The following is a 26,139-nucleotide window of genomic DNA, read 5'->3' on the forward strand; positions in this document are numbered from 1 at the left end:
GAGGAGGAGATGACATGAAACAACGACGTATGTTTTTGTATTCAGCAGCACTGTTCCTGAGCGCTTGTGGTGGCAATGGCGCCAGCACCGTCAGCGCGCCTGTCGCCCAGACATTGGGCGCCCGTGTTGAAACCGCCGCTGCCAGCGTGCAGACGGTGGCGCTGGCCGGCAATGCCTTCATCACGTCGGCGCCGGCCGGAGCGGATGAAATCATCAACGATAGCGGCCTGGCCAACTGGACGAATGCCAACACTGTCACCAGCGCCTACTTCCGCATGGCGTCCGCCGGCTCGGTGACGCTGGGACTCGATGCACGTCTGGCGGGCAGTAATAACAGTACCATCAAGGTCACGGTCAACGGCACGCCGTTCACCGTCAAGCTGGCCACTACGGCAAGCAAGACTTATGCGGTAGGTACGGTGAACGTGGCGGCACCGGGTTATGTGAAAGTGGACCTGCAGGGTGTCAGCAAAGACGGCGGCTATTTCGGCGATGTCTCGGCACTGAAGGTCACCACCTCGGCGACCATCAATTACGCCAGCGATGCGGCCAATTATTACTGGTCGCGCCGTGGGCCTTCGGTCCACATGGGTTATACGACACCGGCCAACACCGAATACTTCTACAACGAAGTCACGGTCCCGGCGGCGCAGGATCCAATTGGCTCCTACTTCATGGCCAATGGTTTTGGCCAAGGCTACCTTGGCATCCAGGTCAAATCGCCCACCGAACGCTGGGTACTGTTCTCGGTATGGGATGCCGATAACGGCGCCAAGACGACGCTGGTCAGCAAAGGCGCTGGCGTGGTGGATAACAGTTTTGGCGGCGAAGGCACGGGCGGCCAGGCATATCTGGTCTATCCTTGGGTGGCCGGTAACACCTACCGATTCATCACCCGCGCGCGGCCGGACGGCGCTGGCAGCACGCTGTACTCGGCCTGGTTCTATGCACCTGAAACAGGGGCGTGGCGCTACATGGCGACCTGGAAGCGTCCTTCCACGACGACGTACCTGACCGGCAATCACTCCTTCCTGGAAAACTTCATCGACACCAATGGCTACCACGGACGCCGCGTCCTGTTTGGCAATCAATGGGCGCGTAACGTCTCTGGCGCGTGGTCTGAGGTGACAGCCGCGCGTCTCACGGGCGATGCTACTGTGACCAACGCGCAGCGCATGGATTACGCAGGTGGACTCCAGAATGGCCAGTTCTATTTGCGTAACGGTGGTTTCTTCGCCGACTACGTGCCGGTCAATCAAAACTTTACCCGGCCTGCCACCGGCCAGCAACCAACGGTAGACGTCAACAGCCTGCCGCAGTAATCGTAAGGAAGAACATGAAATTTGTTTCAGCTATTGCCGCCGTGTTGGCCAGCGCTCCGGTGCTGGCCGCACCGATCGGTAATTTACGCACCGTGAACGCCGGCGCCGGCCAGCAGTGGGACCTGGTCACCGACACTGGCGCTCATGTGCAAATCAGCTTGCCGCGTGCGGATGTCTTGCATATCTGGGCCGGCCCCAAGTCCGGCCTGACCGGCGCGGGCGACAAGGCAGCGCCGATTGTGGTGGCCACGCCGGCTGCTTCGGTGGAGCACAGCGTCAGCGAACAGCCTGACCATATTGTGATCAGCACCAAGGCACTGAGCCTGCGCATCGACCGCAAGCCGCTGCGTTTCAGCCTGTTCCGCGCGGGCGATACGCAAGCGCTGTGGCGCGAGGTGCAGCCGCTGGAGCTGGGCGACAAGCAAAGCGTGCAGACGCTGTCGAGCGACAAGGCCGAGCGTTTCTTTGGCGGCGGCCAGCAGAACGGCCGCTATGAATTCAAGGGCAAGCAGCTGCAGGTGTCGTACTCGGGCGGCTGGGAAGAGGGCGACCGTCCTAGCCCGGCGCCATTTCTTATGAGTTCGCGCGGCTGGGGCATGCTGCGTAATACCTGGTCGGACGGCAGCTACGATCTGCGCCAGGGCGACCAGATCTCGCTGGAGCATGACGAAGCGCGCTTCGACGCGTATTACTTTGTCGGCAAGGACGTGCGCGATGTGCTGGCGCGCTACACCGAATGGACCGGCCGCGCGCGCATGCTGCCGCGCTGGGCGCTGGAATACGGCGACGCCGACTGCTATAACGACGGCGACAACGTCAAGAAACCGGGCACGGTGCCGAAAGGCTGGACCGATGGCCCGACCGGCAAGACGCCGGACGTGATTGAAACCGTGGCCCGACAATACCGCGAGCACGATATGCCAGGCGGCTGGATATTGCCGAATGATGGCTATGGTTGCGGCTACTCGGCGCTGCCGGAGACGGTGCAGGGCCTGGCCAAGTACGGATTCCGCACCGGCCTGTGGACCGAAAACGGCGTCGAGAAAATGGCGTGGGAAGTCGGCACCGCCGGCACCCGCGTGCAGAAGCTGGACGTGGCGTGGACCGGCAAGGGCTATCAGTTCTCGCTGGATGCCAACAAGTCGGCCTATGACGGCATTCTGAATAATTCCGATGGGCGGCCGTTCATCTGGACCGTGATGGGCTGGGCCGGCACCCAGCGCTACGCTGTCACCTGGACTGGCGACCAGAGCGCCAGCTGGGACTATATCCGCTGGCATGTGCCGACGCTGATCGGCTCCGGCCTGTCTGGCCAGGCCTATGCCACCGGCGACGTCGATGCGATTTTCGGCGGCAGCCCGGAGACTTATACGCGTGATTTGCAGTGGAAGAGTTTTACCCCGGTGTTGATGGGCATGTCCGGCTGGGCGGCGGCGGAGCGCAAGCACCCGTGGTGGTTTGCCGAGCCGTATGTCAGCATCAATCGCCGCTACCTGAAGCTCAAGATGCGTCTGACGCCATATATGTACACGCTGATGCGTGAAGCGGAGCAGAGCGGGGCGCCGCTGGTGCGCGGCCTGATGTGGGATTACCCGAACGATCCCGCCGCCTACACCGAAGCGTATAAATACCAGTACATGCTGGGCCGCGACCTGCTGGTGGCGCCGGTGTACCGCAGCCAGGCCGTGAGCCAGGGCTGGCGCCGCGGCATCCACCTGCCGGAAGGACAGTGGTTTGAATACTGGGATGGCCGTCAGGCCACGGCCGGCAAGGAAGGCCGCGATATCGACCTGGCTGTCACGCTGGACAAGCTGCCGGTGTTTGTCCGCGCTGGCGCCATCCTGCCGATGTATCCGGAGATGCTGTATGACGGCGAGAAGCCCAAGGATGTGCTGACGCTGGACCTGTATCCGCATGGCGCGTCTGAATATACGCTGTATGAAGACGATGGCAATACCCGCCGCTATCAGGATGGCGCCTTCAGTCAGCAGACCATCCGCATGAATGCCAGCGCTGACGGCGTAACGGTCGATGTGGCGCCGGTGAGCGGCAGCTACGACAAGCAGCTGCCGCGCCGCGCCTATGCGCTGCGCATGCTGGCACGTCAGCGTCCTGCGGCAGTCAGCGTGACCGCTGCGGCAGGCGCCTCGGGTTCTGTGCTGTCGCCACTGGCCGACCGCGCTGCGTTCGACGCCGCTAAAGAAGGCTGGTATTTCGACGCCGCTGAACGTCAGGGCACGTTACACGTGAAGACTGCCAGCCAGGACATCCGCCAGCCGTTGCGCGTCAGCGTGCAGACCGGCGCCGCGCTGGCGGTCGCCGATGACGCTTTCCCTTCTGCGCCGGCATTGGGCCGCGCCATCCCTGCGGACGCGATGATGGTATTGAACCGGCCATCCGAAGAAACCGGCAACCCGCTGGAAAACGCATTCGACAACAACCCGGCCACCTGGTTCCGCACCACGCGCAGCCCGGCGGTGCAGGGCGGGCCGCATGAATGGGTGATCGGCTTCACCGAACGCCGCCTCATCGACGGCATTGAAATCGCACCGCGCAATGACCAGCACTGGAAGCACGGCCAGATCCGCGACTATGAAATCTACATGGGCGACAACAACGGCGACTGGGGCACGCCGGTCAAACGCGGCCAGCTGAAATTGCAGGAAGGTGTGCAGGCGATCAGTTTCGCGCCAACCGCTGGCCGCCTGCTGCGCTTCCGCGTCCTCAGCACGCAGAACCCCGAGGGCGATGGTGCAGCGGGCACAGATCCGATGGTGACTGCGGTCGGCGCATCGGCAGCACGTGTGTTTAACGCTGCCGTCGCCAGCGAAGTGGCGCCGATCACACTGTCCACCTTCCATGTCATGGCTTACCAGCCGAAGGAAGGCCCGGAGCTGCAGCAGTATCTGTCCGACCTGGCCCTGCCCAAGAGCGTCAGCCGCGACAAGCCTGCCAACGGCAAGGAGATGCGGATGAACGGCCTGTGGTTCCGCAAAGGCCTGGGCGTCGGCGCGAACAGCCGCATCGATCTGCAACTGGCCGGCAACTGGAATCTGTTGCGCGCCGACCTGGGCGTGGACGACAGCTGCCGCAACGCGGGCGGCTTGCAGTTCCAGGTCTGGAGCGGCGAGCGTCTGTTGTACGACAGTGGCCTGATTACCGCGCCGGCGGTTGTCAAGCCGGAGATCGACGTACGGGGACTCAGCCAGATCAGCCTGCGCACGCTGGGCGCGCGTGGCAGCAAGCCGGCGCAGGTGTGCGGCAACTGGGCCAACGCGGTCCTCATCGGCACGGAAGGAAGTACCGTCAGCCCACGCTGATCTAAACAAAGTTTTCACTAGAAAGAACCCCTCTTCGGACCGGGGAGGGGCTGTTGCAGCCTGACGATAACAAACAAACCATGTAAATAAACGAGGGAGATAGTCATGCATATGAAAAAACTGGTGGCCGCGATGATGGCGGTAGGTCTGGCTTCACACGCGCTGGCAGCGGAGGACCCGGATGATAAAAAGGACGAGAAGATCACGCGGGTTGAGGTGACCGGCTCCAGCCTGAAACGCATCAACGCGGAAACGGCGTCGCCGGTGCAGGTCATCGACGCCAAACAGATAGAGAACATGGGTGCGCGCACGCTGCTGCAGGTGCTGGACAACCTGCCTGCGGCGCGCCCGGCGCAGCAGGACTTCCGCTCGATGTTCACCGGTTCCGACGGCGCCTCGCAGGCCAACCTGCGCGGCCTGGGCGCGCAGGGCACGCTGGTGCTGCTGAACGGCCGCCGTCTGTCGTTCTATGGCGCACCGTCTGGTTTCCAGACTATGTTTGTCAACATCGACGCGATTCCGGCAGCGGCCATCGAACGTATGGAGATCCTGACCGATGGTGCGTCGGCGGTCTATGGTTCGGATGCGGTGGCGGGCGTCATCAACGTCATCACCAAGAAGGGCTACCAGGGCCTCGAGGCGCGCGGCAATATGGATACCGCGCCTGCAGTCAAATCCTACGGCGAACGTCAGGGCAGCCTGATTTACGGCCATGGCGATCTGGGACAGGACGGCTATAACATCTATGGCTCGGTCAACGTGTATCAACGCGACCGCATCTCCACTGCAGACACTTACCTGAAACGTCCCGCAGGCTTCTACGAAAACAATCCGACCTTCGTTCCAGGCTTCCGTGTAGGCGTGGGCAGCGAGCCTGGCGTGATGAACCCGGGGACCTTCTTCGTGTTCGACAAGGCCAACAACAACGCCCGCACCCAGCGTGCGGTGAACGGTTGCAGCACCTATATCACCGAAGCTTCCGGCACCCGCTGCGTGTGGAACTCGCTGCCGTATGCGCTGGACACCGGCCCAACTTCGGACCGTATCACGGGCTACCTGAGCGGCCGCCTGAAACTGGCCGGCGACATGGAAGCCTTTGCGGAAACGGTGTACACCCATATCAAGCTGCGCGGCGAAAATGGCCCGCGTTCGTTCAACAGCGGCACCAACAACAACTGGTTTGCGCGTAATACCGGCACCACGCTGAACACCTTCACGACGCCTTACCTGGGGCCGAACAACTCCTACCTGAAGGGTAAACTGGATGCCGACATGGTCGCCAAGATGGGAGGTGCGGCGGGCCTGAACTACATTCTGCTGGATGCGCCTGGCCACTTCGGCCAGACCAATATCGATGACAGCTACCGTGCGCTGGCTGGCCTGCGCGGCAGCTTTGGCAATGGCTGGGACTTTGAAACCGCCGTTACCGTGGCCGGCAGCCACTCGACGCTGTACCAGACCATCAACATCAACACTAAGGGCTTCGAGAAGGCGTTTGGTCCGTTCACCACCGATCCGGCAACCGGCCGCACCTACATCTCGGACAATCCGGCTTACAAGTTTGGCGTCATCAGCGACGCCAACGCGGCGCTGCTGCGTGACGCCTATCCAACCTTCGACATCCAGTCGTGGACCAAGCTGATTACCTGGGACGGCAAGGTGGAAGGCACCATCGCCAAGATCGGCGACCGTGAAGTGCGCGCCGCAGTGGGCGCGAGCCTGATGCGCGAGAGCTTCTCCACGCCGGGCAACCAGGACGCGGCGAACGGCCTAATTACACAGCAGGGCGGTTCATGGTTCGATGGTCAGCGCAACATCGCCGCCGTATTTGGCGAGGTGGTGGTGCCGGTGACCGACACGCTGGAGCTGAATGCTGCCGCGCGCCTGGACAAATACCCGAACTTTGCCGCCAACCTGGCGCCCAAGCTGGGCGTGCAATGGCGCGCCCGCCCGGAAGTGCTGGTGCGTGGTACCTACTCGGAAGGCTTCCGTGCACCTAACCTGGCGGAGTCGGGCAGTGGCGGCGTGTTCGCGCAGGTGGGCGGCATCCGCGACACCGTACGCTGCGATGAAACCAATGCGATCGCGCGGGTGCTGATGAAGTCCGTCGCGCCGACCGATGTGGATCTGGGCAAGACGCTGTTGAACTCCAACTGCTCGACCACCGTGGGTGGCCTGACGCCGCCAAATCCGCAATTGCGTCCGGAGAAGGCCAAGATCTCGACGGCAGGCCTGGTACTGCAGCCAGCGAAAGACGTCAGCATTTCGGTGGACTACTGGTTCGTCTACCGCCGCAACGAAATCGTGCGTCAGGACTTCAATGAGCTGTTCAAACAACTGGTCGACAAATACGGCCCGACCCTGGCCGGCAGCGCCGCGGCGACCCGCAACCCGATCAGCGATGCGGACCGCGGCAACATGGCGGCAGTGGCAACCATGTGCCGGAACGCGGCCAATGCGGCTGCTTGCGCAGGTGGCGTGCCAACTTACTCGGTAGGGAATATCGGCGGCCTGATTAACTCCTACTCGAACCGTGGCCGTACGCTGATCGATGGTATCGACGTCGATGCGCGCACCCGTTTCTCGTTTGGCGAAATGGGCAAGCTGAATACCGGTGTATCGGCGACCATCCGCCGCCGCGAAACCTACAACTCGGAAGACGGCACTGGCTTCAGCGGCAACTACGTGGGCTACTACGATTCGCCGCGTATCCGCGCCACCTTCAATGCCGACTGGGCCTACCGCAACTTCGTCACCAGCCTGTTCGTGAACTACACCGGCAAAACCAAATGGGCTGCCGCACCGTGGGATACCGACAACCTGCCAGGCACCTGCATGGCAGCTGGCGTCTCGATGCCGAAAGACTTGTGCGACGGCGCACCTGCTTACTACACGGTCAATCTGGGCCTGAACTGGAAACCGATGAAGAACCTGGAACTGGGCCTGAACGTCAAGAACCTGCTGAACAAACAGCCTACCTACGATCCGAACGGCTGGGAAGGTTATAACCACAGCACCAATCTGTTCGGACGCCAGTACGCTTTCTCGGCCAGCTACAAGTTCTTTTGATCCGCTACAATGAATCACACTCTCAGAGGTTATAACTGATGGACAAGCAATTCAATCGACGCGACTTTCTCACCACCGGCGCGGCGCTGGCGGGCAGCCTGATGCTCCCGAAAGCGTTTGCGGCCACGCGCCAGAAGGTCCGTCTCGGCATGATCGGCACCGGCATGCGCGGCCAGGTGCTGCTGCAGGAGCTGCTGCGCCGCGATGATGTAGAAGTGGCGGCGCTGTGCGATATCGAACCGGTCATGCTGGGCCGCGCGCTCAAGCAGGTGGAAAAGTTCAACAAGCCCAAGCCAAAAACCTATGGCGAGGACCGCGACACCCAGGCCTACAAGCGCATGCTGGATGCGGGCGGCCTGGATGGCGTCATCATCGCCACACCGTGGGAATGGCACGCGCCGATGGCGATTGCCGCAATGCAGGCCAAAATCGCCGTGGGCTGCGAGGTGGTGGCCGGCATCACGCTGCAGGATCACTGGGATGTGCTGAACACCCAGCTGAAAAGCAGAACGCCGTATATGCTGCTGGAGAATGTGTGCTTCCGCCGTGATGTGATGGCGGTGCTGCAAATGGTGCGTGCCGGCGTGTTTGGCGAGCTGGTACACCTGCAGGGCGGCTATCAGCACGACCTGCGCGCAGTGAAGTTCAATAGCGGCGATCCGGCCAAGCCTTACGGCGGTGGCGTGGAATATGGCGCCAAGGGCTGGTCCGAGGCGCATTGGCGCACCGAGCATTCCGTGCAGCGCAATGGCGAGCTGTATCCAAGCCATGGCATTGGCCCGTGCGCGATGTACACCAACATCAACCGCGGCAACCGCTTCACGCGCATTAACGCGTTTGCGACCAAGGCACGTGGCTTGCACGATTACGTCGTCAAGCAGGGCGGTGCGAATCATCCAAGCGCGAAGACCACCTTCAAGCTGGGTGACGTGGTGACCACCACGCTGGCCTGCGAAAACGGCGAGACCATCCTCCTGCAGCACGATACCTCGCTGCCGCGTCCTTACTCGCTGGGCTTCCGCGTGCAAGGCACGGATGGCTTGTGGATGGATGTGAACCATTCGATCCATATCGAAGGCAAGAGCAAGCCGCACCAGTGGGATGACTTCCAGGTCTGGCAGGACAAGTACGAGCATCCGCTGTGGAAGAAGTATGCCAAAACAGCGGAGGGCGCGGGCCATGGCGGCATGGACTTCTTCGTGATCCACGCGTTTGTGGAGGCGCTGAAGGCCGAGGCGCCAATGCCGATCGATATTTACGATGCGGTGACGTGGAGCGCCATCACGCCGCTGTCGGAGCAGTCGATTGCGCAGAATTTCCAGACGCTGGACTTCCCGGACTTTACCGCCGGCCAGTGGAAATCGCGCAAGCCGATCTTCGCTTTCGACGACCGGTATTAATGCAAGAGGGCGGGGCGGTGTACAATCTGGGCGCTTAAATTCGCTTATACACTGCCCATGCTTGCACGCCGTCTTGTCCTTCTGACTCTTGCCGCAGCCGCACTCGCCGGCTGCAAGACCACGCCCGTCGCGGAGACTTCTGTGCTGCAGCCGCAGCCGGTGGCCGAACCGCTGCCGCCGAAGAAAATCAGGATTGGCCTGGCACTGGGCGGCGGCGCGGCGCGCGGCTTTGCCCATATCGGCGTCATCAAGGCGCTGGAGGCGCAGGGTATTTATCCAGACATCGTGGTGGGCACCAGCGCGGGCAGCGTGGTGGGAGCACTGTACGCGGCCGGCAATACCGGCTTCCAGCTGCAAAAGCTGGCGATGGAAATGGACGAAGCCTCGATTTCCGACTGGGCCTTGCCGCTGTTCCGCAAATCCACCGGCGTGCTGAAAGGCGAGGCGCTGCAGGCCTACGTCAACAAGGCGGTCAACAACCAGCCGATGGAAAAACTCAAGATCCCGTTTGGTGCGGTGGCGACCGATCTGAAAGACGGCAAGCCTATCCTGTTCCAGCGCGGGAATACCGGCATGGCGGTGCGCGCGTCGTCGGCCGTGCCAGGCGTGTTCCAGCCGGTGACGATTTCTGGCCGCACCTATGTGGACGGCGGCCTGGTGGCGCCGGTGCCGGTGCGCTTTGCGCGCGACATGGGCGCGGACTTCGTCATCGCCGTCAATATCTCGACGCAGGCCGATGTGCAGGCCACCGTCAGCTCGCTGGACGTCATCATGCAGACCTTCAGCATCATGGGCCAGCGCATCAACGAATATGAACTGAGGGATGCCGACGTCGTGATCCAGCCACCGCTGGGCAAGATGGCCGGCAACGACTTCAATGGCCGCAATCAGGCCGTGCTGGCGGGCGAGCAGGCCGCCGCGCAGGTGATGGCCCAGATCAAACAGAAACTCGAAGCTAAACGCAAACCGTAACCAAGGAAGCTCTATGCAAACCAAACCCTACCTGTCGCTGGACGACGTCAAGAAAATCGCGGCTGCCGCCGAAGCGGAAGCCGTTGCCAATAAATGGGCAGTGGTCATCGCCATCGTCGACGACGGCGGCCACCTGCTGTGGCTGCAACGCCAGGACGGCGCGGCGCCGCTGTCGTCGCATATCGCGCCAGCCAAGGCGCGCGTATCGGCCCTGGGCCGCCGCGAATCGAAGATCTATGAAGACATGATCAACAATGGCCGCGTATCGTTCCTGAGCGCCCCGGCGCCACAGACCGATGGCATGCTGGAAGGCGGCGTACCGATCATCGTTGACGGCCATATCATCGGCGCCGTCGGCGTGTCGGGCGTGAAATCGGCCGAAGATGCACAAATTGCAAAAGCCGGCATCGCCGCGCTGAACTAAGCAACAGACGTAAAAAAACCGCCCGGCGCAACACCGGGCGGCCTTGCCAAGCAGGGCAGTTTTGGTTATAATTCAAAGGTTTAGCCAAATCACATCTCTACCGTAGCGACTACCACTCAATCCATCATCAATCTGACCCTCACCCCCGGCGCAAGCATGGCCTGGGTTGCTTGACGGTCGTCTGACGTGGCGCAGCTACGGTAACTTAACAGGAGTTGCCCTTGCCGCCATTTTTTTCTGGCCCCGCCGTTCCAGCCATACTGGCCCTCGCTGACGGAACCATTTTCAAAGGTTTTTCGATCGGCGCTGCCGGCCATACGACCGGTGAAGTGGTCTTTAACACTTCCATGACCGGCTATCAGGAAATCCTCACCGATCCTTCCTACAGCCGCCAGATCGTCACCCTGACGTATCCCCATATCGGCAACTACGGTATCAATCCCGAAGACGTCGAATCCAGCAAAGTGCATGCAGCTGGTCTAATCATCCGTGACCTGCCGCTGATCGCTTCGAACTTCCGCTCCACCCAATCGCTTGCTGACTACCTGAAGGCCGAGAATATCGTCGCCATCGCCGGTATCGACACGCGCAAGCTGACCCGTATCCTGCGCGAGAAGGGCGCCCAGTCCGGCGCCATCCTGGTCGGTACCCAGGGCAACGAGCCGTCGGCGTCGCAAGCGCTGGACCTGGCCCGTTCCTTCCCCGGCCTGTCCGGCATGGACCTGGCCAAGGTGGTCACGGTCAAGGACAAATACGAATACACCGAAACCGAGTGGACGCTCGGCGAAGGCTACGGCAAGCTGGATAGTGCCTCGCCGGCCGCCCAGTTCCACGTGGTGGCGTACGACTTCGGCGTCAAGCGCAACATCCTGCGCATGCTGACCTCACGCGGCTGCAAAGTCACCGTGGTGCCAGCCCAGACCACCGCAGAAGAAGTGCTGTCGCTGAACCCGGACGGCGTGTTCCTGTCGAACGGCCCTGGCGACCCTGAGCCATGCGATTACGCGATCGCTGCCGCCAAGGTATTCATGGAGAAGAAGATCCCGCTGTTCGGCATCTGCCTCGGCCACCAGATCATGGGCCTGGCGTCCGGCGCCAAGACCCTGAAAATGAAATTCGGCCACCACGGCGCCAACCACCCGGTACAGGACCTGGACAGCAAGCAAGTGCTGATCACCTCGCAGAACCACGGTTTTGCGGTTGATCCGAACACGCTGCCGGCCAACTGCCGCGTGACCCACGTGTCGCTGTTCGATGGTTCGCTGCAGGGCTTCGCCCGCACCGACACGCCGGCGTTCTGCTTCCAGGGCCACCCTGAAGCATCGCCTGGCCCGACTGACGTCGCCTACCTGTTTGACCGCTTCATCGGCCTGATGCAAGCATCTGGAGAAAAAGTAAATGCCTAAGCGTTCTGACATTAAAAGCATTCTGATTATTGGCGCTGGCCCGATCATTATCGGCCAGGCCTGCGAGTTTGACTATTCCGGCGCCCAGGCCTGCAAGGCCCTGCGCGAAGAAGGCTACCGCGTCATCCTGGTTAACAGCAATCCTGCGACCATCATGACCGACCCGGAAATGGCCGATGTCACCTACATCGAGCCGATCACCTGGCAAATCGTCGAGAAGATCATCGCCAAGGAAAAGCCGGACGCGATCCTGCCAACCATGGGCGGCCAGACCGCGCTGAACTGCGCACTGGACCTGCACCGCAACGGCGTGCTGGACAAGTACAAGGTCGAGCTGATCGGCGCGACGCCGGAAGCCATCGACAAGGCCGAAGACCGTTCCAAGTTCAAGGATGCGATGACCAAGATCGGTCTGGGCTCGGCCCGTTCCGGCGTGGCGCATTCGATGGAAGAGTCGTGGGCCGTGCAGAAAGAAGTCGGCTTCCCGACCATCATCCGTCCTTCGTTCACCATGGGCGGCAGCGGCGGCGGCATCGCTTACAACGAAGAAGAATTCGAGGCGATCTGCAAACGCGGCCTGGAAGCTTCGCCGACCCACGAACTGCTGATTGAAGAATCGCTGCTGGGCTGGAAAGAGTACGAGATGGAAGTGGTGCGCGACAAGGCGGACAACTGCATCATCATCTGCTCGATCGAAAACCTGGACCCGATGGGCGTGCACACCGGCGACTCGATCACCGTGGCGCCAGCCCAGACGCTGACCGACAAGGAATACCAGATCATGCGTAACGCCTCGCTGGCGGTGCTGCGTGAAATTGGTGTGGACACGGGCGGTTCCAACGTGCAGTTCTCGATCAACCCGAAAGACGGCCGCATGATCGTCATCGAGATGAACCCGCGCGTTTCGCGTTCGTCGGCACTGGCGTCGAAAGCCACCGGCTTCCCGATCGCCAAGGTGGCGGCCAAGCTGGCGGTGGGCTTTACGCTGGACGAGCTGCGCAACGAGATCACCGGCGGCGCCACCCCGGCGTCGTTCGAGCCGTCGATCGACTACGTGGTCACCAAGATCCCGCGCTTCACGTTCGAGAAATTCCCGACCGCCGACCACCACCTGACCACCCAGATGAAATCGGTCGGTGAAGTGATGGCGATTGGCCGCACCTTCCAGGAATCGTTCCAGAAAGCCCTGCGCGGCCTGGAAGTGGGTGTCGATGGCCTGAACGAGAAAACCAAGGACCGCGAGAAGATCGAAGAGGAACTGGGCGAGCCAGGTCCTGAGCGTATCTGGTACGTGGGCGATGCGTTCGCCCAGGGCTTCACGATGGAAGAAGTGCACCAGCTGACCAAGATCGACCCATGGTTCCTGATCCAGATTAAAGAGATCGTCGACCTGGAACTGTGGATGGACACGCAGAAGCTGGAACAGCTGGACAAGACCGTGCTGTACAAGCTGAAACAGAAGGGCTTCTCGGACCGCCGCCTGGCCTTCCTGCTGCAAACCACGCCTGCCGCCGTGCGCGCCAAGCGCCATGAGCTGAACATCCGTCCGGTGTACAAGCGCGTGGACACCTGCGCCGCGGAATTCGCGACCAATACCGCGTATATGTACTCGACCTACGATGAAGAGTGCGAGTCCAATCCGACCGACAAGAAGAAGATCATGGTGCTGGGCGGTGGCCCTAACCGTATCGGCCAGGGTATCGAATTCGACTACTGCTGCGTACACGCTGCGCTGGCCATGCGCGAAGACGGCTACGAGACCATCATGGTCAACTGCAATCCGGAGACCGTGTCGACCGACTACGATACCTCGGACCGCCTGTACTTCGAATCGCTGACGCTGGAAGACGTGCTGGAAATCGTCGAACTGGAAAAACCAGTGGGCGTGATCGTGCAGTACGGCGGCCAGACTCCGCTGAAACTGGCGCTGGACCTGGAAGCCAATGGCGTGCCGATCGTCGGCACCTCGCCGGACATGATCGATGCCGCGGAAGACCGCGAGCGCTTCCAGAAGCTGCTGCAGGACCTGGGTCTGCGCCAGCCGCCTAACCGCACCGCGCGTACCGAAACCGAAGCGCTGGCGCTGGCGCAGGAAATCGGCTACCCGCTGGTGGTGCGTCCTTCCTACGTGCTGGGTGGCCGCGCAATGGAAATCGTCCACGAGCAGCGTGACCTGGAGCGCTACATGCGCGAAGCGGTCAAGGTGTCGAACGATTCGCCGGTGCTGCTGGACCGCTTCCTGAACGACGCCATCGAGTGCGACGTCGACTGCATCTCCGACGGCGAAACCACCTTCATCGGCGGCGTGATGGAGCACATCGAACAGGCTGGCGTGCACTCGGGCGACTCGGCCTGCTCGCTGCCACCGTACTCGCTGGCGCAGGAGACCATCGATGAACTGAAGCGTCAGACTTCGCTGATGGCCAAGGGCCTCAACGTGGTCGGCCTGATGAACGTGCAGTTCGCGATCCAGAAGCAGGACGGCCAGGATGTGGTCTATGTGCTGGAAGTGAACCCGCGCGCCTCGCGTACCGTGCCTTACGTGTCGAAGGCAACCGGCCTGCAGCTGGCCAAGATCGCCGCGCGCTGCATGGTGGGCCAGAAGCTGGCAGACCAGGGCGTGACCAAAGAAGTAGTGCCGCCGTACTACAGCGTCAAGGAAGCCGTGTTCCCGTTCGTGAAGTTCCCTGGCGTGGACACCATCCTCGGCCCTGAAATGAAATCGACCGGTGAAGTCATGGGCGTCGGCAAGACCTTCGGCGAAGCCTTCGTGAAATCGCAGATGGGTGCTGGCGTCAAGCTGCCGAAATCGGGCAAGGTATTCCTGTCGGTGAAATCGTCGGACAAGCCGCGCGCCGTGAAAGTGGCGCGCGACCTGGTCGACATGGGCTTCACGCTGGCGGCGACCAAAGGCACTGCTGCGGTGATTTCGGCGGCGGGCATTCCCGTCACTGCGGTCAACAAGGTAGTGGAAGGCCGTCCGCACGTGGTCGACATGATCAAGAACCACGAAATCGTCCTGGTGATCAATACTGTGGAAGAAAAACGTAGCGCCATCACCGACTCGCGTGCCATCCGCACCTCGTCGCTGGCGTCGCGCGTGACCACGTACACCACCATCGCCGGCGCCGAAGCGGCGGTCGAGGGCATCCGCCATCTGGACGAATTGCGTGTGTACGATTTACAAGGGCTGCATAAAACCTTACACTAAGCCTTAATAGGTTTAGGTAGTACCCGGACCACAGAGCTCGCGCTGCAGTTTGGCGCGGCCTCTGTGGTTTTCCATTGTAAAAACAGAGTAAATAGACAACATGACTTCAGTTCCACTTACCAAGTTCGGCGCCGAACTCTTGAAAGAAGAGTTGCACCAGTTGAAGACCAAAGAACGCCGTATCGTGATCGACGCGATTGCCGAAGCACGCTCGCATGGCGACCTGTCGGAAAACGCCGAGTACGATGCCGCCAAGGAGCGCCAGGCGTTTGTGGAAGGCCGTATCGCCGAACTGGAAGGCAAACTGAGCGCCGCGCAAATCATCGACCCGACCACGCTGGATGCGGAAGGCCGCGTGGTGTTTGCTGCGACCGTGGACCTGGAAGACCTGGAGTCCGGCGACAAGGTCAGCTACCAGATCGTCGGCACCGATGAAGCCGACCTGAAACTGAGCAAGGTTTCGGTGACGTCGCCGATCGCCCGCGCGCTGATCGGCAAGTCGGCCGGCGACGTGGTGGAAGTGCAGGCCCCTGCGGGTCCGCGCGAGTACGAAATTCTGGAAGTGCGTTACGTCTGATGTTACTCGCCCGCACACGTTTGCTGGTCGCCACCTTGTGGGCCGGCAGTCTTTGGGCGGTGGGCTATCTGGCTGCGCCGACCCTGTTTGCCACCCTGAGTGACCGCGTGCTGGCCGGCAGTATTGCCGCCAGCCTGTTTACCAACCAAGCCTGGCTGTCGATCGCCTGCGCGCTGGTGATGCTGGCGCTGCTGTGGGCGACCCAGACCAGTACGGGCGGCATCTTTGCCGGTCCCGCAGCCAATATGGCCGCCAAGGCGCGCCGTACGCTGTTGATTATTGTGCTGGTGATGCTGGCGTGTACGCTGGTGTCGCACTTCGGCCTGCAGCCGATGATGGCGTCGCTGCGGGCAGCCGCAGGGCCGGGTGGGGTGATGGAAGGTGCTGCGCGTAATGAGTTCGGCATCCTGCACGGTATTTCCAGCACCATTTACCTGGTACAGAGCCTGCTGGCCGCATGGCTGGTGGTGAAGCAGTAAAAAATTCGGGGGCCTGATGGCCCCCGTGACATGATTAGCTCAACACACTCTTCTTGGTCGACTTCTGGCGTGCTTTGGCGCGCTTGATGTTGCCGCCCTGGGTAACGCGTTCATTCCCCTTCAGCAAAACCTTGGTCACCGACGGACGTTTGGTGCCGCTGGCACTGGCTTTGACGATGGTGACTTCACGCATGCCTTTGCCGGCCGAAGCGCGGGTCTTTTCGGTTTCCACTTTCGGGCGGTACAAGACCAGCAGTTTGCCAATGTGCTGTACCGGCGCCGCTTTCAGTTGTTCGCAGATGGTTTCGTACATCGCGATGCGGGCTTCGCGGTCGTCGCCGAACACACGGACTTTAATCAGGCCGTGCGAATCCAGCCCCAGCGAGATTTCTTTGATAACGTTGGCAGTCAGACCATCGGAGCCAATCAGGACGATAGGTTTCAGGCCATGGGCTTCGGCGCGCAGTGCGCTGCGCTCGGCTGGTGTAAGTTTGATCATAAAATTTCTTTTTGTAGGTTCCTTAAAGGCAGTATTCTACGCGAATGGCTAAGAACAAAATAAACAAAAACTGGATTCACGACCATATTAACGATCCTTACGTGAAATTGGCCCAGAAAGAGGGCTATCGCGCCCGTGCGGCTTTCAAGCTGAAAGAGATCGATGAGGACGAGAAGCTGATCAAGCCCGGCCAGGTCATCGTCGACCTTGGCTGTACGCCGGGCAGCTGGGGCCAGTACGCCCGCCGCAAGCTGGCTGGCAAGGAGGGCGGCGGCATCAACGGCACCCTGATCGGACTCGATATGCTGCCGATGGCGCCGATTGCGGACTTCCATTTCATCCAGGGCGATTTCCGCGAAGCGGAGGTACTGCAGCAGCTGGAAGCCGTGGTGCAGGGGCAGAAAGTGGACCTGGTGCTGTCGGACATGGCGCCCAACCTGTCCGGCATTCACGATTCCGATGCCGCACGCATGGAGCATCTGATCGATCTGGCAATCGAATTCTCCCAGGCCCATTTGAAACCGGGCGGCGCCTTGCTGGTCAAATGTTTTAAAGACATGGGCTTCAACGATATCGTGCTTAAATTCCGCGCCGAGTTTAAAACCGTGATCCAGAAGAAACCCAAAGCCAGCCGCGACAAATCGTCCGAGATATTCCTGCTCGGCCGCGGCCTGAAGAACCCGACGGACGGCATGGCCTCGGCGCAACCGTTGGATTCTGATGGCTGGCGCCCTTGATATTTGCTGAAATACCCGCACATCCAACCCGGGAAAAGCATTTTTGCCTTGATTGCATGGTTTTTTGGGGTAAATAATGCGCTTTTCAGCCGGTTTTAAGCTGGCGCACGGCAGGTTTCTGGCAACGCCTGCTTATTGCGAGTAAAATCGAAGTTCGGCCAGATTTATCGATGCGCCTCGCATCCAAGGAGTTTTCGTGAATAACATGTTTTCTAAATCAGCCATCTGGGTAGTCGTGGTGTTGCTGCTGCTTATGCTGTACAAGCAGTTTGACAGCCATGGCGTAAGCGGAGGCGCCAAGTCCATTGCGTATTCCGACCTGCTGGATGACGTGAAAGCCAAGCGCATCAAAGATGTGACGATTGAAGGTGGCAACATTACCGCCACCCGTAGCGATGACACCAAAGTCCGCACCACCGCCACGCTGCTGGACCGGGGCCTGATCGGTGATCTGCGCGACAACGGCATTCACTTCGACGTCAAACCGCCTGAGGAACCATCGTTCCTGTCGCAGGTATTCGTCTCGTGGTTCCCGATGCTGTTGCTGATCGGCGTATGGATCTTCTTCATGCGCCAGATGCAGGGCGGCGGCAAGGGCGGCGCATTCTCCTTCGGCAAGTCGAAGGCGCGCATGATGGACGAGACCAATAACACCGTGACCCTGGCAGATGTCGCCGGTTGCGATGAGGCCAAGGAAGAAGTGGCCGAGATCGTCGACTTCCTGAAAGACCCGAGCAAGTTCCAAAAACTGGGCGGCCGCATTCCGCGCGGCGTGCTGATGGTCGGTCCTCCAGGCACCGGTAAAACCCTGCTGGCGCGCGCCATTGCCGGCGAAGCCAAAGTGCCGTTCTTCTCGATTTCCGGTTCGGACTTCGTTGAAATGTTTGTCGGTGTGGGTGCATCCCGTGTCCGCGACATGTTCGAAAACGCCAAGAAGCATTCGCCGTGCATCATCTTCATCGACGAGATCGACGCGGTCGGCCGTCATCGTGGCGCCGGCATGGGCGGCGGTAACGACGAGCGCGAACAGACGCTGAACCAGCTGCTGGTGGAGATGGACGGCTTTGAAGCCACCTCCGGCGTGATCGTGATTGCCGCTACCAACCGTGCGGACGTGCTGGACAAGGCGCTGCTGCGTCCGGGCCGTTTCGACCGCCAGGTCACCGTTGGCCTGCCGGACATCCGCGGCCGTGAGCAGATCCTGAATGTGCACATGCGCAAAGTGCCGATTGGCACCGACGTCAAGGCTGATATCCTGGCCCGTGGTACGCCAGGCTTCTCCGGCGCCGATCTGGCCAACCTGGTCAATGAAGCCGCGCTGTTTGCTGCGCGCCGTACCAAGCGCCTGGTCGACATGCAGGACTTCGAAGATGCCAAGGACAAGATCTACATGGGGCCTGAGCGTAAATCGATGGTCATCCGTGAAGATGAGCGCCGCAATACCGCCTACCATGAGTCGGGCCACGCGGTGGTTGCCAAGCTGCTGCCGAAGGCTGATCCGGTCCACAAAGTGACCATCATGCCGCGCGGCTGGGCCCTGGGCCTGACCTGGCAACTGCCGGAGCACGACAATATTTCGGGCTACAAGGACAAGATGCTGGAAGAAATTTCCATCCTGTTTGGGGGCCGTATCGCGGAAGAGATTTTCGTGGGTCAGATGTCGACCGGTGCGTCGAACGACTTCTCGCGCGCCACCAAGCTGGCCCGTTCGATGGTCACCAAGTTCGGTATGTCCGATGCACTGGGCGTGATGGTGTATGAAGATACCCAGAACGACGGTTTTATGGGCGGCACCAACAAGACCATCTCGGAAGCCACCCAGCAGAAAGTGGATGCGGAAATCCGCAATATCCTGGACACGCAATATGCGCTGGCCCGCAAGCTGCTGGAAGAGAACCGCGACAAGGTTGAAGTCATGACCAAGGCACTGCTGGAGTGGGAAACCATCGACGCAGACCAGATCAACGACATCATGGCAGGCCTGGAGCCACGTCCGCCGAAAGCTGGCGTGACGATCCGCAAACAGCCTCCTGGCGACGGCGGCAGCGGCGTATCGCCTAGCGTGACGGCGCCGGCTTAAACGCGCGGTCACCGCATTAACATAAAAGGGTGAGGAGCAATCCTCGCCCTTTTTCATTATCGCTACACATGCAATCTACCTTACAGTTTGGCCGTTTCAATTTCCCGTGGCGGGGGCAGGGCGCGCGTGCGCGCGTCATGGGCATCCTGAACGTGACGCCCGATTCGTTTTCCGATGGCGGCAACTATCAGTCGCTGGAGTTTGCGCTGTCGCACGCGGAGCAGATGATACTGGATGGCGTCGACATCATCGATGTGGGCGGTGAATCGACCCGTCCCGGCTCGCCGCCGGTGTCGCTCGAAGACGAGTTGCAGCGCGTGATGCCGGTGCTGTACGCCGTGCGCGACATGGGGCCGGCGATCTCGGTCGATACCTACAAGCCGCAGGTGATGCGCGAAGCCATTATCGCCGGCGTCGATATGATTAACGACATCAACGGCTTCCGCGCGCCCGGCGCCATTGATGCGGTACGTGATAGCGACTGCGCATTATGCATTATGCACATGCAAAGCGATCCACAGCATATGCAGCTGGCGCCAGCCTACGGAGACGTGGTGGCGGAAGTGATCGCGTTTCTGCGTGAGCGCGTTGAAACGATGCTGGCGGCGGGCATTGATCCACGCCGAATCTGCATCGATCCCGGTCTTGGCTTCGGCAAAACGGTAGAGCATAATTACACGTTGCTAAAGTCAACATCCCGGCTGATTGCCGAGCTGAATATGCCGCTGTTGGCAGGGTTGTCGCGCAAATCCATGATCGGTGCAGTGACCGGCAAGCCGCTAGAGCAGCGTATGGCGGGCAGCGTGGGCGGCGCACTGGCAGCAGTAGCGCAGGGCGCAACAATCGTGCGCGTGCACGACGTTGCCGAGACCGTGGATGCGGTCAAGGTTTGGCAAGCCGCGCAATAAAATCTACAACCGCGAAGAGTACACAATGACACGTAAATATTTTGGCACCGATGGTATCCGTGGCCTGGTTGGCGAAGCGCCCATCACTCCCGACTTCGTGATGCGCCTTGGCTATGCAGCTGGTCGGGTTCTGACCAGCAAACGCACCGGCTCTGGCCGGCCCACCGTGTTGATCGGCAAAGATACCCGCATCTCGGGCTATATGCTGGAAGCGGCGCTGGAAGCCGGCTTCTCGGCCGCTGGCGTGGACGTCATGCTGGCCGGCCCCATGCCGACCCCGGCCATCGCTTACCTGACGCGCGCATTGCGTCTGTCCGCTGGCGTGGTGATCTCCGCTTCGCACAATCCATTCCAGGACAATGGCATCAAGTTCTTCTCCGCCCAAGGCACCAAGCTGCCGGACGCCGTGGAACTGGATATCGAGGCCGCACTGGATCATCCGATGAGCTGCGTGCCGTCCGAAAAGCTGGGGCGCGCCAAACGTCTGGACGATGCCCAGGGACGCTACATTGAATTCTGCAAGAGCACCTTCCCGAACGAACTGGACCTGCGTGGCCTGAAAATCGTGGTCGATTGCGCCCACGGCGCCGCGTACAACATCGCACCGCATGTATTCCACGAGCTGGGTGCGGAAGTGATTTCGATTGGCAACAAGCCAGACGGCTTCAACATCAACCTGGAACATGGCGCCACCGCACCCAAGGCCATGGCGGCCGCAGTGCAGGCCCACGGCGCAGACCTGGGTATCGCGCTCGATGGCGATGCCGACCGCCTGATCATGTGTGACCATAACGGCCGGCTGTACAACGGCGACGAGCTGCTGTATCTGATGGTCATGGACCGTCTGGCCACTGGCCCCGTGGCCGGCGCAGTCGGTACCCTGATGACCAATATGGCAGTGGAGGTGGCGCTCAAAGAGAAGGGCGTCGGCTTTGCCCGCGCCAAGGTCGGCGACCGCTACGTGCTGGAAGTGATGCAGGAGAAGGGCTGGCTGCTGGGCGGCGAAGGTTCGGGCCACCTGCTGGCACTCGACAAGCACACTACCGGCGACGGCATCATCTCGGCACTGCAGGTACTGTCCGCGCTCAAACGCGCCGGGAAATCGCTGGAACAGTGCTGTGGCGATCTGACCATCTTCCCGCAAACCCTGATCAACGTGCGCGTGGCGCCAGGTTTCGACTGGACCAAGAACGTCGCCATGGTCGCAGAAAAGGAAAAGGTTGAAAGCGAGCTGGGCGATAGTGGCCGCGTGCTGATCCGCGCTTCTGGCACCGAACCGCTGATCCGTGTGATGGTCGAGGCGCGTGACCCCGAGGCGGCCCAGTCGATGGCGCGCCGCATTGCCGAAAAGGTAGAGAGCAAGTTGGCGGCGTAAAATTGCGGTCTACAATTAAATCACGTGCTTTGATTGACGTATTTGGCGAGAGCGACTAGAATACTGGTCTTCGGAGTGTAGCGCAGCCCGGTAGCGCACCTGGTTTGGGACCAGGGGGTCCAAGGTTCGAATCCTTGTACTCCGACCAAGAACTTCTAAACGGGTTGTCGAAAGACAGCCCGTTTTTCATTTCCACCGCAGATTCCTGTGGTTTCCTCTCTGCCCATAGCTCAGTTGGATAGAGCATCAGCCTTCTAAGCTGAGGGTCGCTGGTTCGAACCCAGCTGGGCAGGCCAAAATCATCAATTCCTTAAACTACGGTTTTCTTTAAAGCGCTATTGTTTTTGCATTTTTATAATTGCAAAATTTACAATTTCCCCAGCTCAAAGAAAATTGTATGAAATTGAAGAGGGGGACTGCATTGGTTTTGTTGGCGGCTGATCGTCCATAGAAGGCGTACATGGATGTCGCCAAGGCACGGTCTGCGTTTCCAGATCTAAAAGGTGAACATTTACCGGCAACCGGTGACAGCTTCTACTCAGACACGTGCTTTCAAGCGGACGGCTTTAACAAAATTAGCGACTAAATTTAAAGAGCACGAAGCCTTATTGGCATGAGAATTTTCCAATGAGGCGACAACGCTGATAGACATCCCACCATCCGTTAGCAATTATAAATGTCGACTGTCGGCGCCAGCCGATGGTGCGCCGGAATGCACTATGGAGGATAACATTAGGCCGTCGACTATTATCTCCGCATTAAGGACTTTGCGACCATGATTCGCTCAGGTAGCCGGATCCTTGTTCGTGATAATCCTGCACCGATCGATGCGTTGTCGATACACTTTTTCCCAAAAATGGAGCGGCCGCAGTGTAAATATTTTGCAGTTGATGGAGAAGTAAATACCACAACCTAATCAGATATTCTTGCAGCGGCAGTAGCGCAATCGGTTATTTCTCAACAGTCATTCTACCTGGGAGAGTTCGGTGTTGACGAAAAGCTGTATCCAACGGATGTAGCGCAACGCTTTGATGGCATCACCCACGCCATTATTATCAATAAAGTTCAGATGTCAGCATTGTGGGTGTATGACTATGGCAGTCAGGACACGATCCAGCTTGAAAAAGTACGGACATAAATACTGAGATGCCTGCCTGGTAAGCCGCTAATCCGCCAGGCCCATGCCAGAAATTGGCGCGATGGCGCCGACTTCTGGCATACTCCGCTAGCCCGGTGTGATGGGATACCTCTTCACTGGCCTCAGGAGATCAGAATGTCCATAGACTGGAATGCATTTACACCTCTCGCAGCTTTGACCGGCGGCTTGCTCATCGGGCTCGCTGCTGCCCTTCTTATCATTTTTAATGGCCGTATTGCTGGTATTAGCGGTATTCTCGGCGGCGTTTTAAAACCGCATACAGGTGATATCGCCTGGCGTTTTGCATTTATCGCGGGCCTGATCGTAGCACCTGTTATTTATGCCATGGTTTTTACGCTTCCTGCTGTAAGTATTGAGGCGGATACGCCTACTTTAATTATTGCCGGATTGCTGGTCGGATTAGGAACGCGATACGGCTCCGGTTGTACCAGTGGGCATGGCGTTTGTGGCATATCCCGTCTTTCTCCCCGTTCGATGATTGCCACGCTGATTTTTATGGTGGCGGGTTTTATGACGGTTTATCTGGTACGCCACTTATGATATTCATTTCTTTTCTCGTCGGCCTGATTTGTGGCATCGGCCTGATTGTTTCAGGTATGGCGAATCCAGCCAAAGTCCTGGGCTTTCTTGATTTGGCCGGAAAATGGGACCCTTCGCTGATATTGGTCATGGGCGGCGCGATTGGCATTGGTTTCTTTGCTTTTCGCTGGGCCAAATCGCGTAATACGCCATTGCCGGCAGCGACCAAAATAGACCGCCGCCTGATATTCGGTTCCATGGCATTTGGCATCGGCTGGGGCATTGCGGGTTTTTGCCCGGGACCTGCTTTGGTCGGCTTGGGCATGGGCTTGCCAAAGGCCTTGATCTTCGTTATTGCCATGCTGGCCGGTATGGGTATTTATGAGTTGATTGAACGCCGTCGCGGTGGATAAGTCCTGCTGCATAGAAATGATGTAGCAGGATTTTATTGAAGCTAAACAAATAGTTAGGATTATGTCTTGCCGCTTGTTAACAAGCTTATCCACAGAATTTGTTAACAACCGCCATTAGAAGCGATAACGGGCCGTTAGCTGCACTGAGCGTGGAGCGCCCGGCAGGTTGAGGTTCTTGCTGCTGCCATGACCGGAAACGGTATAGGCTTTGTCAGCCAGATTTTGCACGTTGAGCGTCAGGTCCACGCCACGATCGCGGTAATAAGCCATGGCGTCCGCTGTAATGTAGCTCGGCAGCACCACGGTGTTGCCCGGATTGGCAAAGCGGTCACCCACATAGTTCATACCCGCACCCACGCCAAAATGGCCGGCCAGCGCTTTGGTGAGCCACAGATTGGCGCTGTGCTCAGGCGTCAGCGTCGGGCGCTTGCCTTGTACCAGCTGGCCGTCATCCTTGGCGATGGATGAGATCATTTTTCCATCCAGGTAGGCGTAACCGGCCCAGGCCTGCCAGCCATCCCCCAGATTGCCACTGAACGTCAGTTCCACGCCGTTGGTGCGCTGGGTGCCCACCGGCAGCAGTTTGTTGCTGATGGGATCGGTGACTTTCATATTGTCGCGGGTCAGCTGGAAGACCGAAACGCCGGCCGAGGCACGGCCGCCAAACAGATCGTATTTGGCGCCAATCTCGTTGTTCTTGGTGGTTTCCGGTGCGATATCGACGTTATTTGCCGCGAGGGAGAAGCCTTCGCCCGACGGCTGGAAGGAGCGGCTGAACGACGCGTAGTAGGACTGCGTGGCGCTTGGCTGGTACACCAGGCCGGCGCGCGGGCTCCAGTTGCGGTCGGTGCGCTCGAGGTTGGTCTGGCCGGCGATGCGCTGCTGGGTTTGCTGCTGGAACCGGTCGTAGCGGATACCCGCCAGGGCCTTCCATTCGGGCGTTAGCGCCATCTGGTCCTGCACATAGGCACTGCTAACCTTGAAAATGCCCAGATTATTGGTCGACGGCGCACCCGCTGCGGCGAACGGCACCACGGGCGCCACTGGATTGAACAGGGACACGGTGGCTACATTGGCTTGCGAACGCACCAGCTGATACTTGTTCTGGGTGCCGAATTCCACGCCGTACAGCACCGTATGCTGCATGCCGCCCAGTTCGGCGTGCTGGGTCAGTTCGGTCTGGTTGCTATAGCCATCTTCCTCGCGGCTGACATTGCCGCGGGTCAGCGACACCGTTTTCGCCACTTCATTGACCGAACCGACCAGCGTGTTGTTACGGTTCAGCGAGTAATCGTAGTGGCGGAACGCGTTACGCAGCGAGAGTTGCGCATCGAAGCGGTGATCCAGCGTGAAACCGTAAGTGTAGACGCGTGATTCGCTGAAGTCGAAGTCGCGCGCGTTGGCCGCGCCATAGTAAGTGCTGGCCGGCACGTTGACGGGGCGACCCTGGTAGGACGGATTGCCGAAATCGGTCAGACGCTTGTCGTGCAGATATTCGGTTTGCAGCAGCAGCTGCGTATCCGGGCTGATCTTGAACAGCATGGACGGCGCCAGGGCCTGGCGTTTCAGGAATTGCTGGTCGCGATAGCTGTCCGCGTCCTCCACCGCACCGGTGACGCGCACCGCCACGCCTTGCGCGGACAGGTTACGTGCCAGGTCGAACTCGCCACGCTTCTGGCCCCAGCTGCCGGCCTGCACGCTGACTTCGCTACGGTCTATGCCAGGTTTTTTGGTGATGCGGTTGATCATGCCGCCGGAAGAGCCACGGCCATACAGCACCGACGCCGGGCCTTTTACCACCTCCACCTGGTCGATATTCGACAGGTCACGGAAGTACAGCGCATCGTCGCGCATGCCATCGACGAACTGGTCGCTGATGGCGCTGAAGCCGCGGATCGTCACCTGGTCGCGCTGGCCGTCGCCCGTGGACAGGCCGACGCCGGGCACGTTTTTCATCACATCCTGCAGCGAACGTGCGCCCTGGTCATGCAGCAACTGGGCTGGCACCACGTTGACGGTCTGCGGAATGTCGCGCAGCGGCGCATCGATTTTAGACGCGCTGTTGGACGAGGAAATGCGGTAGCCGGCGTCGCTTTCGCCAGTAACCGTCACCGTTTGCATGGTTTGCTCGGTTTGCGCGGCAACGTAAGGCGAGATGGTGAGGCTGGCCAGTATCAGCGCCAGCGGAGTTTTTTGAATAGCCATGGAGGAGGTCCTTGAAGTGAGTACATGGCTGGCTTCTGGCTGGCTAAATGAGAATTGTTATCAG

At 59.9% G+C, this 26,139-nt stretch carries 18 protein-coding genes and 2 tRNA genes; 18 read left to right on the forward strand and 2 right to left on the reverse strand.

Annotated elements, in window-relative coordinates:
• Window positions 1-14: 14 nt before the first annotated feature.
• From BUA36_RS18080 to BUA36_RS18125, 10 genes are all read left to right on the forward strand, one after another.
• Window positions 15-1,322 (forward strand): DUF3472 domain-containing protein, encoded by a 1,308-nt coding sequence (locus BUA36_RS18080; protein ID WP_072786697.1) that lies wholly within the window; start codon window positions 15-17, stop codon window positions 1,320-1,322.
• Between the two features lie 14 nt (window positions 1,323-1,336).
• Entirely contained in the window at window positions 1,337-4,642 is a 3,306-nt protein-coding gene (locus tag BUA36_RS18085) for a TIM-barrel domain-containing protein (protein WP_072786698.1), read from the forward strand.
• 105 nt (window positions 4,643-4,747) lie between these two features.
• The gene (locus BUA36_RS18090; RefSeq protein ID WP_072786699.1) at window positions 4,748-7,711 is read left to right on the forward strand and encodes a TonB-dependent receptor plug domain-containing protein; all 2,964 of its coding nucleotides are present in this window, start codon (window positions 4,748-4,750) and stop codon (window positions 7,709-7,711) included.
• A gap of 38 nt (window positions 7,712-7,749) precedes the next feature.
• On the forward strand, window positions 7,750-9,111 hold the full coding sequence (locus tag BUA36_RS18095) for a Gfo/Idh/MocA family protein (protein ID WP_072786700.1): 1,362 nt from the start codon (window positions 7,750-7,752) through the stop codon (window positions 9,109-9,111).
• 57 nt (window positions 9,112-9,168) lie between these two features.
• Entirely contained in the window at window positions 9,169-10,083 is a 915-nt protein-coding gene (locus tag BUA36_RS18100) for a patatin-like phospholipase family protein (RefSeq protein ID WP_072786701.1), read from the forward strand.
• Between the two features lie 13 nt (window positions 10,084-10,096).
• Window positions 10,097-10,507 (forward strand): GlcG/HbpS family heme-binding protein, encoded by a 411-nt coding sequence (locus BUA36_RS18105; protein ID WP_072786702.1) that lies wholly within the window; start codon window positions 10,097-10,099, stop codon window positions 10,505-10,507.
• Window positions 10,508-10,728: 221 nt separating this feature from the next.
• Entirely contained in the window at window positions 10,729-11,913 is a 1,185-nt protein-coding gene (gene carA, locus BUA36_RS18110; protein ID WP_072786703.1) for a glutamine-hydrolyzing carbamoyl-phosphate synthase small subunit, read from the forward strand.
• Window positions 11,906-15,124, forward strand: coding sequence for a carbamoyl-phosphate synthase large subunit (gene carB / locus BUA36_RS18115; protein ID WP_072786704.1), 3,219 nt, complete (start codon window positions 11,906-11,908; stop codon window positions 15,122-15,124). The genes carA and carB overlap by 8 nt, the downstream gene beginning before the upstream one ends.
• A gap of 100 nt (window positions 15,125-15,224) precedes the next feature.
• Window positions 15,225-15,701 carry a transcription elongation factor GreA gene (greA, locus tag BUA36_RS18120; RefSeq protein WP_072786705.1) on the forward strand — a complete coding sequence of 159 codons (477 nt, stop codon included), beginning with the start codon at window positions 15,225-15,227 and terminating at the stop codon, window positions 15,699-15,701.
• Window positions 15,701-16,180 carry a DUF4149 domain-containing protein gene (locus BUA36_RS18125; protein WP_072786706.1) on the forward strand — a complete coding sequence of 160 codons (480 nt, stop codon included), beginning with the start codon at window positions 15,701-15,703 and terminating at the stop codon, window positions 16,178-16,180. Before greA ends, BUA36_RS18125 begins: the two co-directional genes overlap by 1 nt.
• A 34-nt stretch (window positions 16,181-16,214) precedes the next feature.
• On the opposite strand, the gene yhbY is transcribed toward BUA36_RS18125, so the two are convergent.
• Window positions 16,215-16,679, reverse strand: coding sequence for a ribosome assembly RNA-binding protein YhbY (gene yhbY / locus BUA36_RS18130; protein WP_072786707.1), 465 nt, complete (start codon window positions 16,677-16,679; stop codon window positions 16,215-16,217).
• Between the two features lie 44 nt (window positions 16,680-16,723).
• On the opposite strand from yhbY, the gene BUA36_RS18135 reads away from it, so the two are divergent.
• The 8 genes from BUA36_RS18135 to BUA36_RS18170 all read left to right on the forward strand — a co-directional run bounded on the left by BUA36_RS18135 (window position 16,724) and on the right by BUA36_RS18170 (window position 23,870).
• Window positions 16,724-17,416: an RlmE family RNA methyltransferase gene (locus tag BUA36_RS18135; RefSeq protein WP_072786708.1), complete on the forward strand. Its 693-nt coding sequence runs from the start codon at window positions 16,724-16,726 to the stop codon at window positions 17,414-17,416.
• 196 nt (window positions 17,417-17,612) lie between these two features.
• Window positions 17,613-19,496, forward strand: coding sequence for an ATP-dependent zinc metalloprotease FtsH (ftsH, locus tag BUA36_RS18140; protein WP_072786709.1), 1,884 nt, complete (start codon window positions 17,613-17,615; stop codon window positions 19,494-19,496).
• A gap of 68 nt (window positions 19,497-19,564) precedes the next feature.
• Window positions 19,565-20,404 (forward strand): dihydropteroate synthase, encoded by an 840-nt coding sequence (gene folP, locus BUA36_RS18145; RefSeq protein ID WP_072786710.1) that lies wholly within the window; start codon window positions 19,565-19,567, stop codon window positions 20,402-20,404.
• A 25-nt stretch (window positions 20,405-20,429) separates the two neighbouring features.
• Window positions 20,430-21,779, forward strand: coding sequence for a phosphoglucosamine mutase (glmM, locus tag BUA36_RS18150; protein WP_072786711.1), 1,350 nt, complete (start codon window positions 20,430-20,432; stop codon window positions 21,777-21,779).
• A 71-nt stretch (window positions 21,780-21,850) separates the two neighbouring features.
• A tRNA-Pro gene (locus tag BUA36_RS18155) sits at window positions 21,851-21,927 on the forward strand.
• Between the two features lie 71 nt (window positions 21,928-21,998).
• Window positions 21,999-22,075 (forward strand) — tRNA-Arg (locus BUA36_RS18160).
• 977 nt (window positions 22,076-23,052) lie between these two features.
• A complete protein-coding gene (locus tag BUA36_RS18165) occupies window positions 23,053-23,478 on the forward strand; it encodes a YeeE/YedE family protein (RefSeq protein WP_072786712.1) in 426 nt (141 codons plus the stop codon).
• Window positions 23,475-23,870 carry a DUF6691 family protein gene (locus BUA36_RS18170; protein WP_072786713.1) on the forward strand — a complete coding sequence of 132 codons (396 nt, stop codon included), beginning with the start codon at window positions 23,475-23,477 and terminating at the stop codon, window positions 23,868-23,870. Before BUA36_RS18165 ends, BUA36_RS18170 begins: the two co-directional genes overlap by 4 nt.
• A gap of 114 nt (window positions 23,871-23,984) precedes the next feature.
• Here the strand turns inward: BUA36_RS18170 and BUA36_RS18175 are convergent, their stop codons facing one another.
• Window positions 23,985-26,075: a TonB-dependent receptor gene (locus BUA36_RS18175; RefSeq protein WP_084560226.1), complete on the reverse strand. Its 2,091-nt coding sequence runs from the start codon at window positions 26,073-26,075 to the stop codon at window positions 23,985-23,987.
• Between the last annotated feature and the right edge of the window lie 64 nt (window positions 26,076-26,139).

Origin of the sequence: Duganella sacchari (genome assembly GCF_900143065.1) — a bacterium.
Taxonomy (GTDB): domain Bacteria; phylum Pseudomonadota; class Gammaproteobacteria; order Burkholderiales; family Burkholderiaceae_D; genus Rugamonas; species Rugamonas sacchari.

What these genes read in the sequence shown, in the direction of transcription:
- BUA36_RS18085 (WP_072786698.1), top strand. Translation starts at nt 1,337, where the DNA reads ATGAAATTTGTTTCAGCTATTGCCGCCGTGTTGGCCAGCGCTCCGGTG.
- BUA36_RS18165 (WP_072786712.1), top strand. Translation starts at nt 23,053, where the DNA reads ATGTCCATAGACTGGAATGCATTTACACCTCTCGCAGCTTTGACCGGC.
- glmM (WP_072786711.1), top strand. Translation starts at nt 20,430, where the DNA reads ATGACACGTAAATATTTTGGCACCGATGGTATCCGTGGCCTGGTTGGC.
- BUA36_RS18080 (WP_072786697.1), top strand. Translation starts at nt 15, where the DNA reads ATGAAACAACGACGTATGTTTTTGTATTCAGCAGCACTGTTCCTGAGC.
- BUA36_RS18135 (WP_072786708.1), top strand. Translation starts at nt 16,724, where the DNA reads ATGGCTAAGAACAAAATAAACAAAAACTGGATTCACGACCATATTAAC.
- folP (WP_072786710.1), top strand. Translation starts at nt 19,565, where the DNA reads ATGCAATCTACCTTACAGTTTGGCCGTTTCAATTTCCCGTGGCGGGGG.
- BUA36_RS18100 (WP_072786701.1), top strand. Translation starts at nt 9,169, where the DNA reads ATGCTTGCACGCCGTCTTGTCCTTCTGACTCTTGCCGCAGCCGCACTC.
- BUA36_RS18170 (WP_072786713.1), top strand. Translation starts at nt 23,475, where the DNA reads ATGATATTCATTTCTTTTCTCGTCGGCCTGATTTGTGGCATCGGCCTG.
- BUA36_RS18175 (WP_084560226.1), bottom strand. Translation starts at nt 26,075, where the DNA reads ATGGCTATTCAAAAAACTCCGCTGGCGCTGATACTGGCCAGCCTCACC.
- BUA36_RS18095 (WP_072786700.1), top strand. Translation starts at nt 7,750, where the DNA reads ATGGACAAGCAATTCAATCGACGCGACTTTCTCACCACCGGCGCGGCG.
- BUA36_RS18090 (WP_072786699.1), top strand. Translation starts at nt 4,748, where the DNA reads ATGCATATGAAAAAACTGGTGGCCGCGATGATGGCGGTAGGTCTGGCT.
- BUA36_RS18125 (WP_072786706.1), top strand. Translation starts at nt 15,701, where the DNA reads ATGTTACTCGCCCGCACACGTTTGCTGGTCGCCACCTTGTGGGCCGGC.
- carB (WP_072786704.1), top strand. Translation starts at nt 11,906, where the DNA reads ATGCCTAAGCGTTCTGACATTAAAAGCATTCTGATTATTGGCGCTGGC.
- greA (WP_072786705.1), top strand. Translation starts at nt 15,225, where the DNA reads ATGACTTCAGTTCCACTTACCAAGTTCGGCGCCGAACTCTTGAAAGAA.
- yhbY (WP_072786707.1), bottom strand. Translation starts at nt 16,679, where the DNA reads ATGATCAAACTTACACCAGCCGAGCGCAGCGCACTGCGCGCCGAAGCC.
- BUA36_RS18105 (WP_072786702.1), top strand. Translation starts at nt 10,097, where the DNA reads ATGCAAACCAAACCCTACCTGTCGCTGGACGACGTCAAGAAAATCGCG.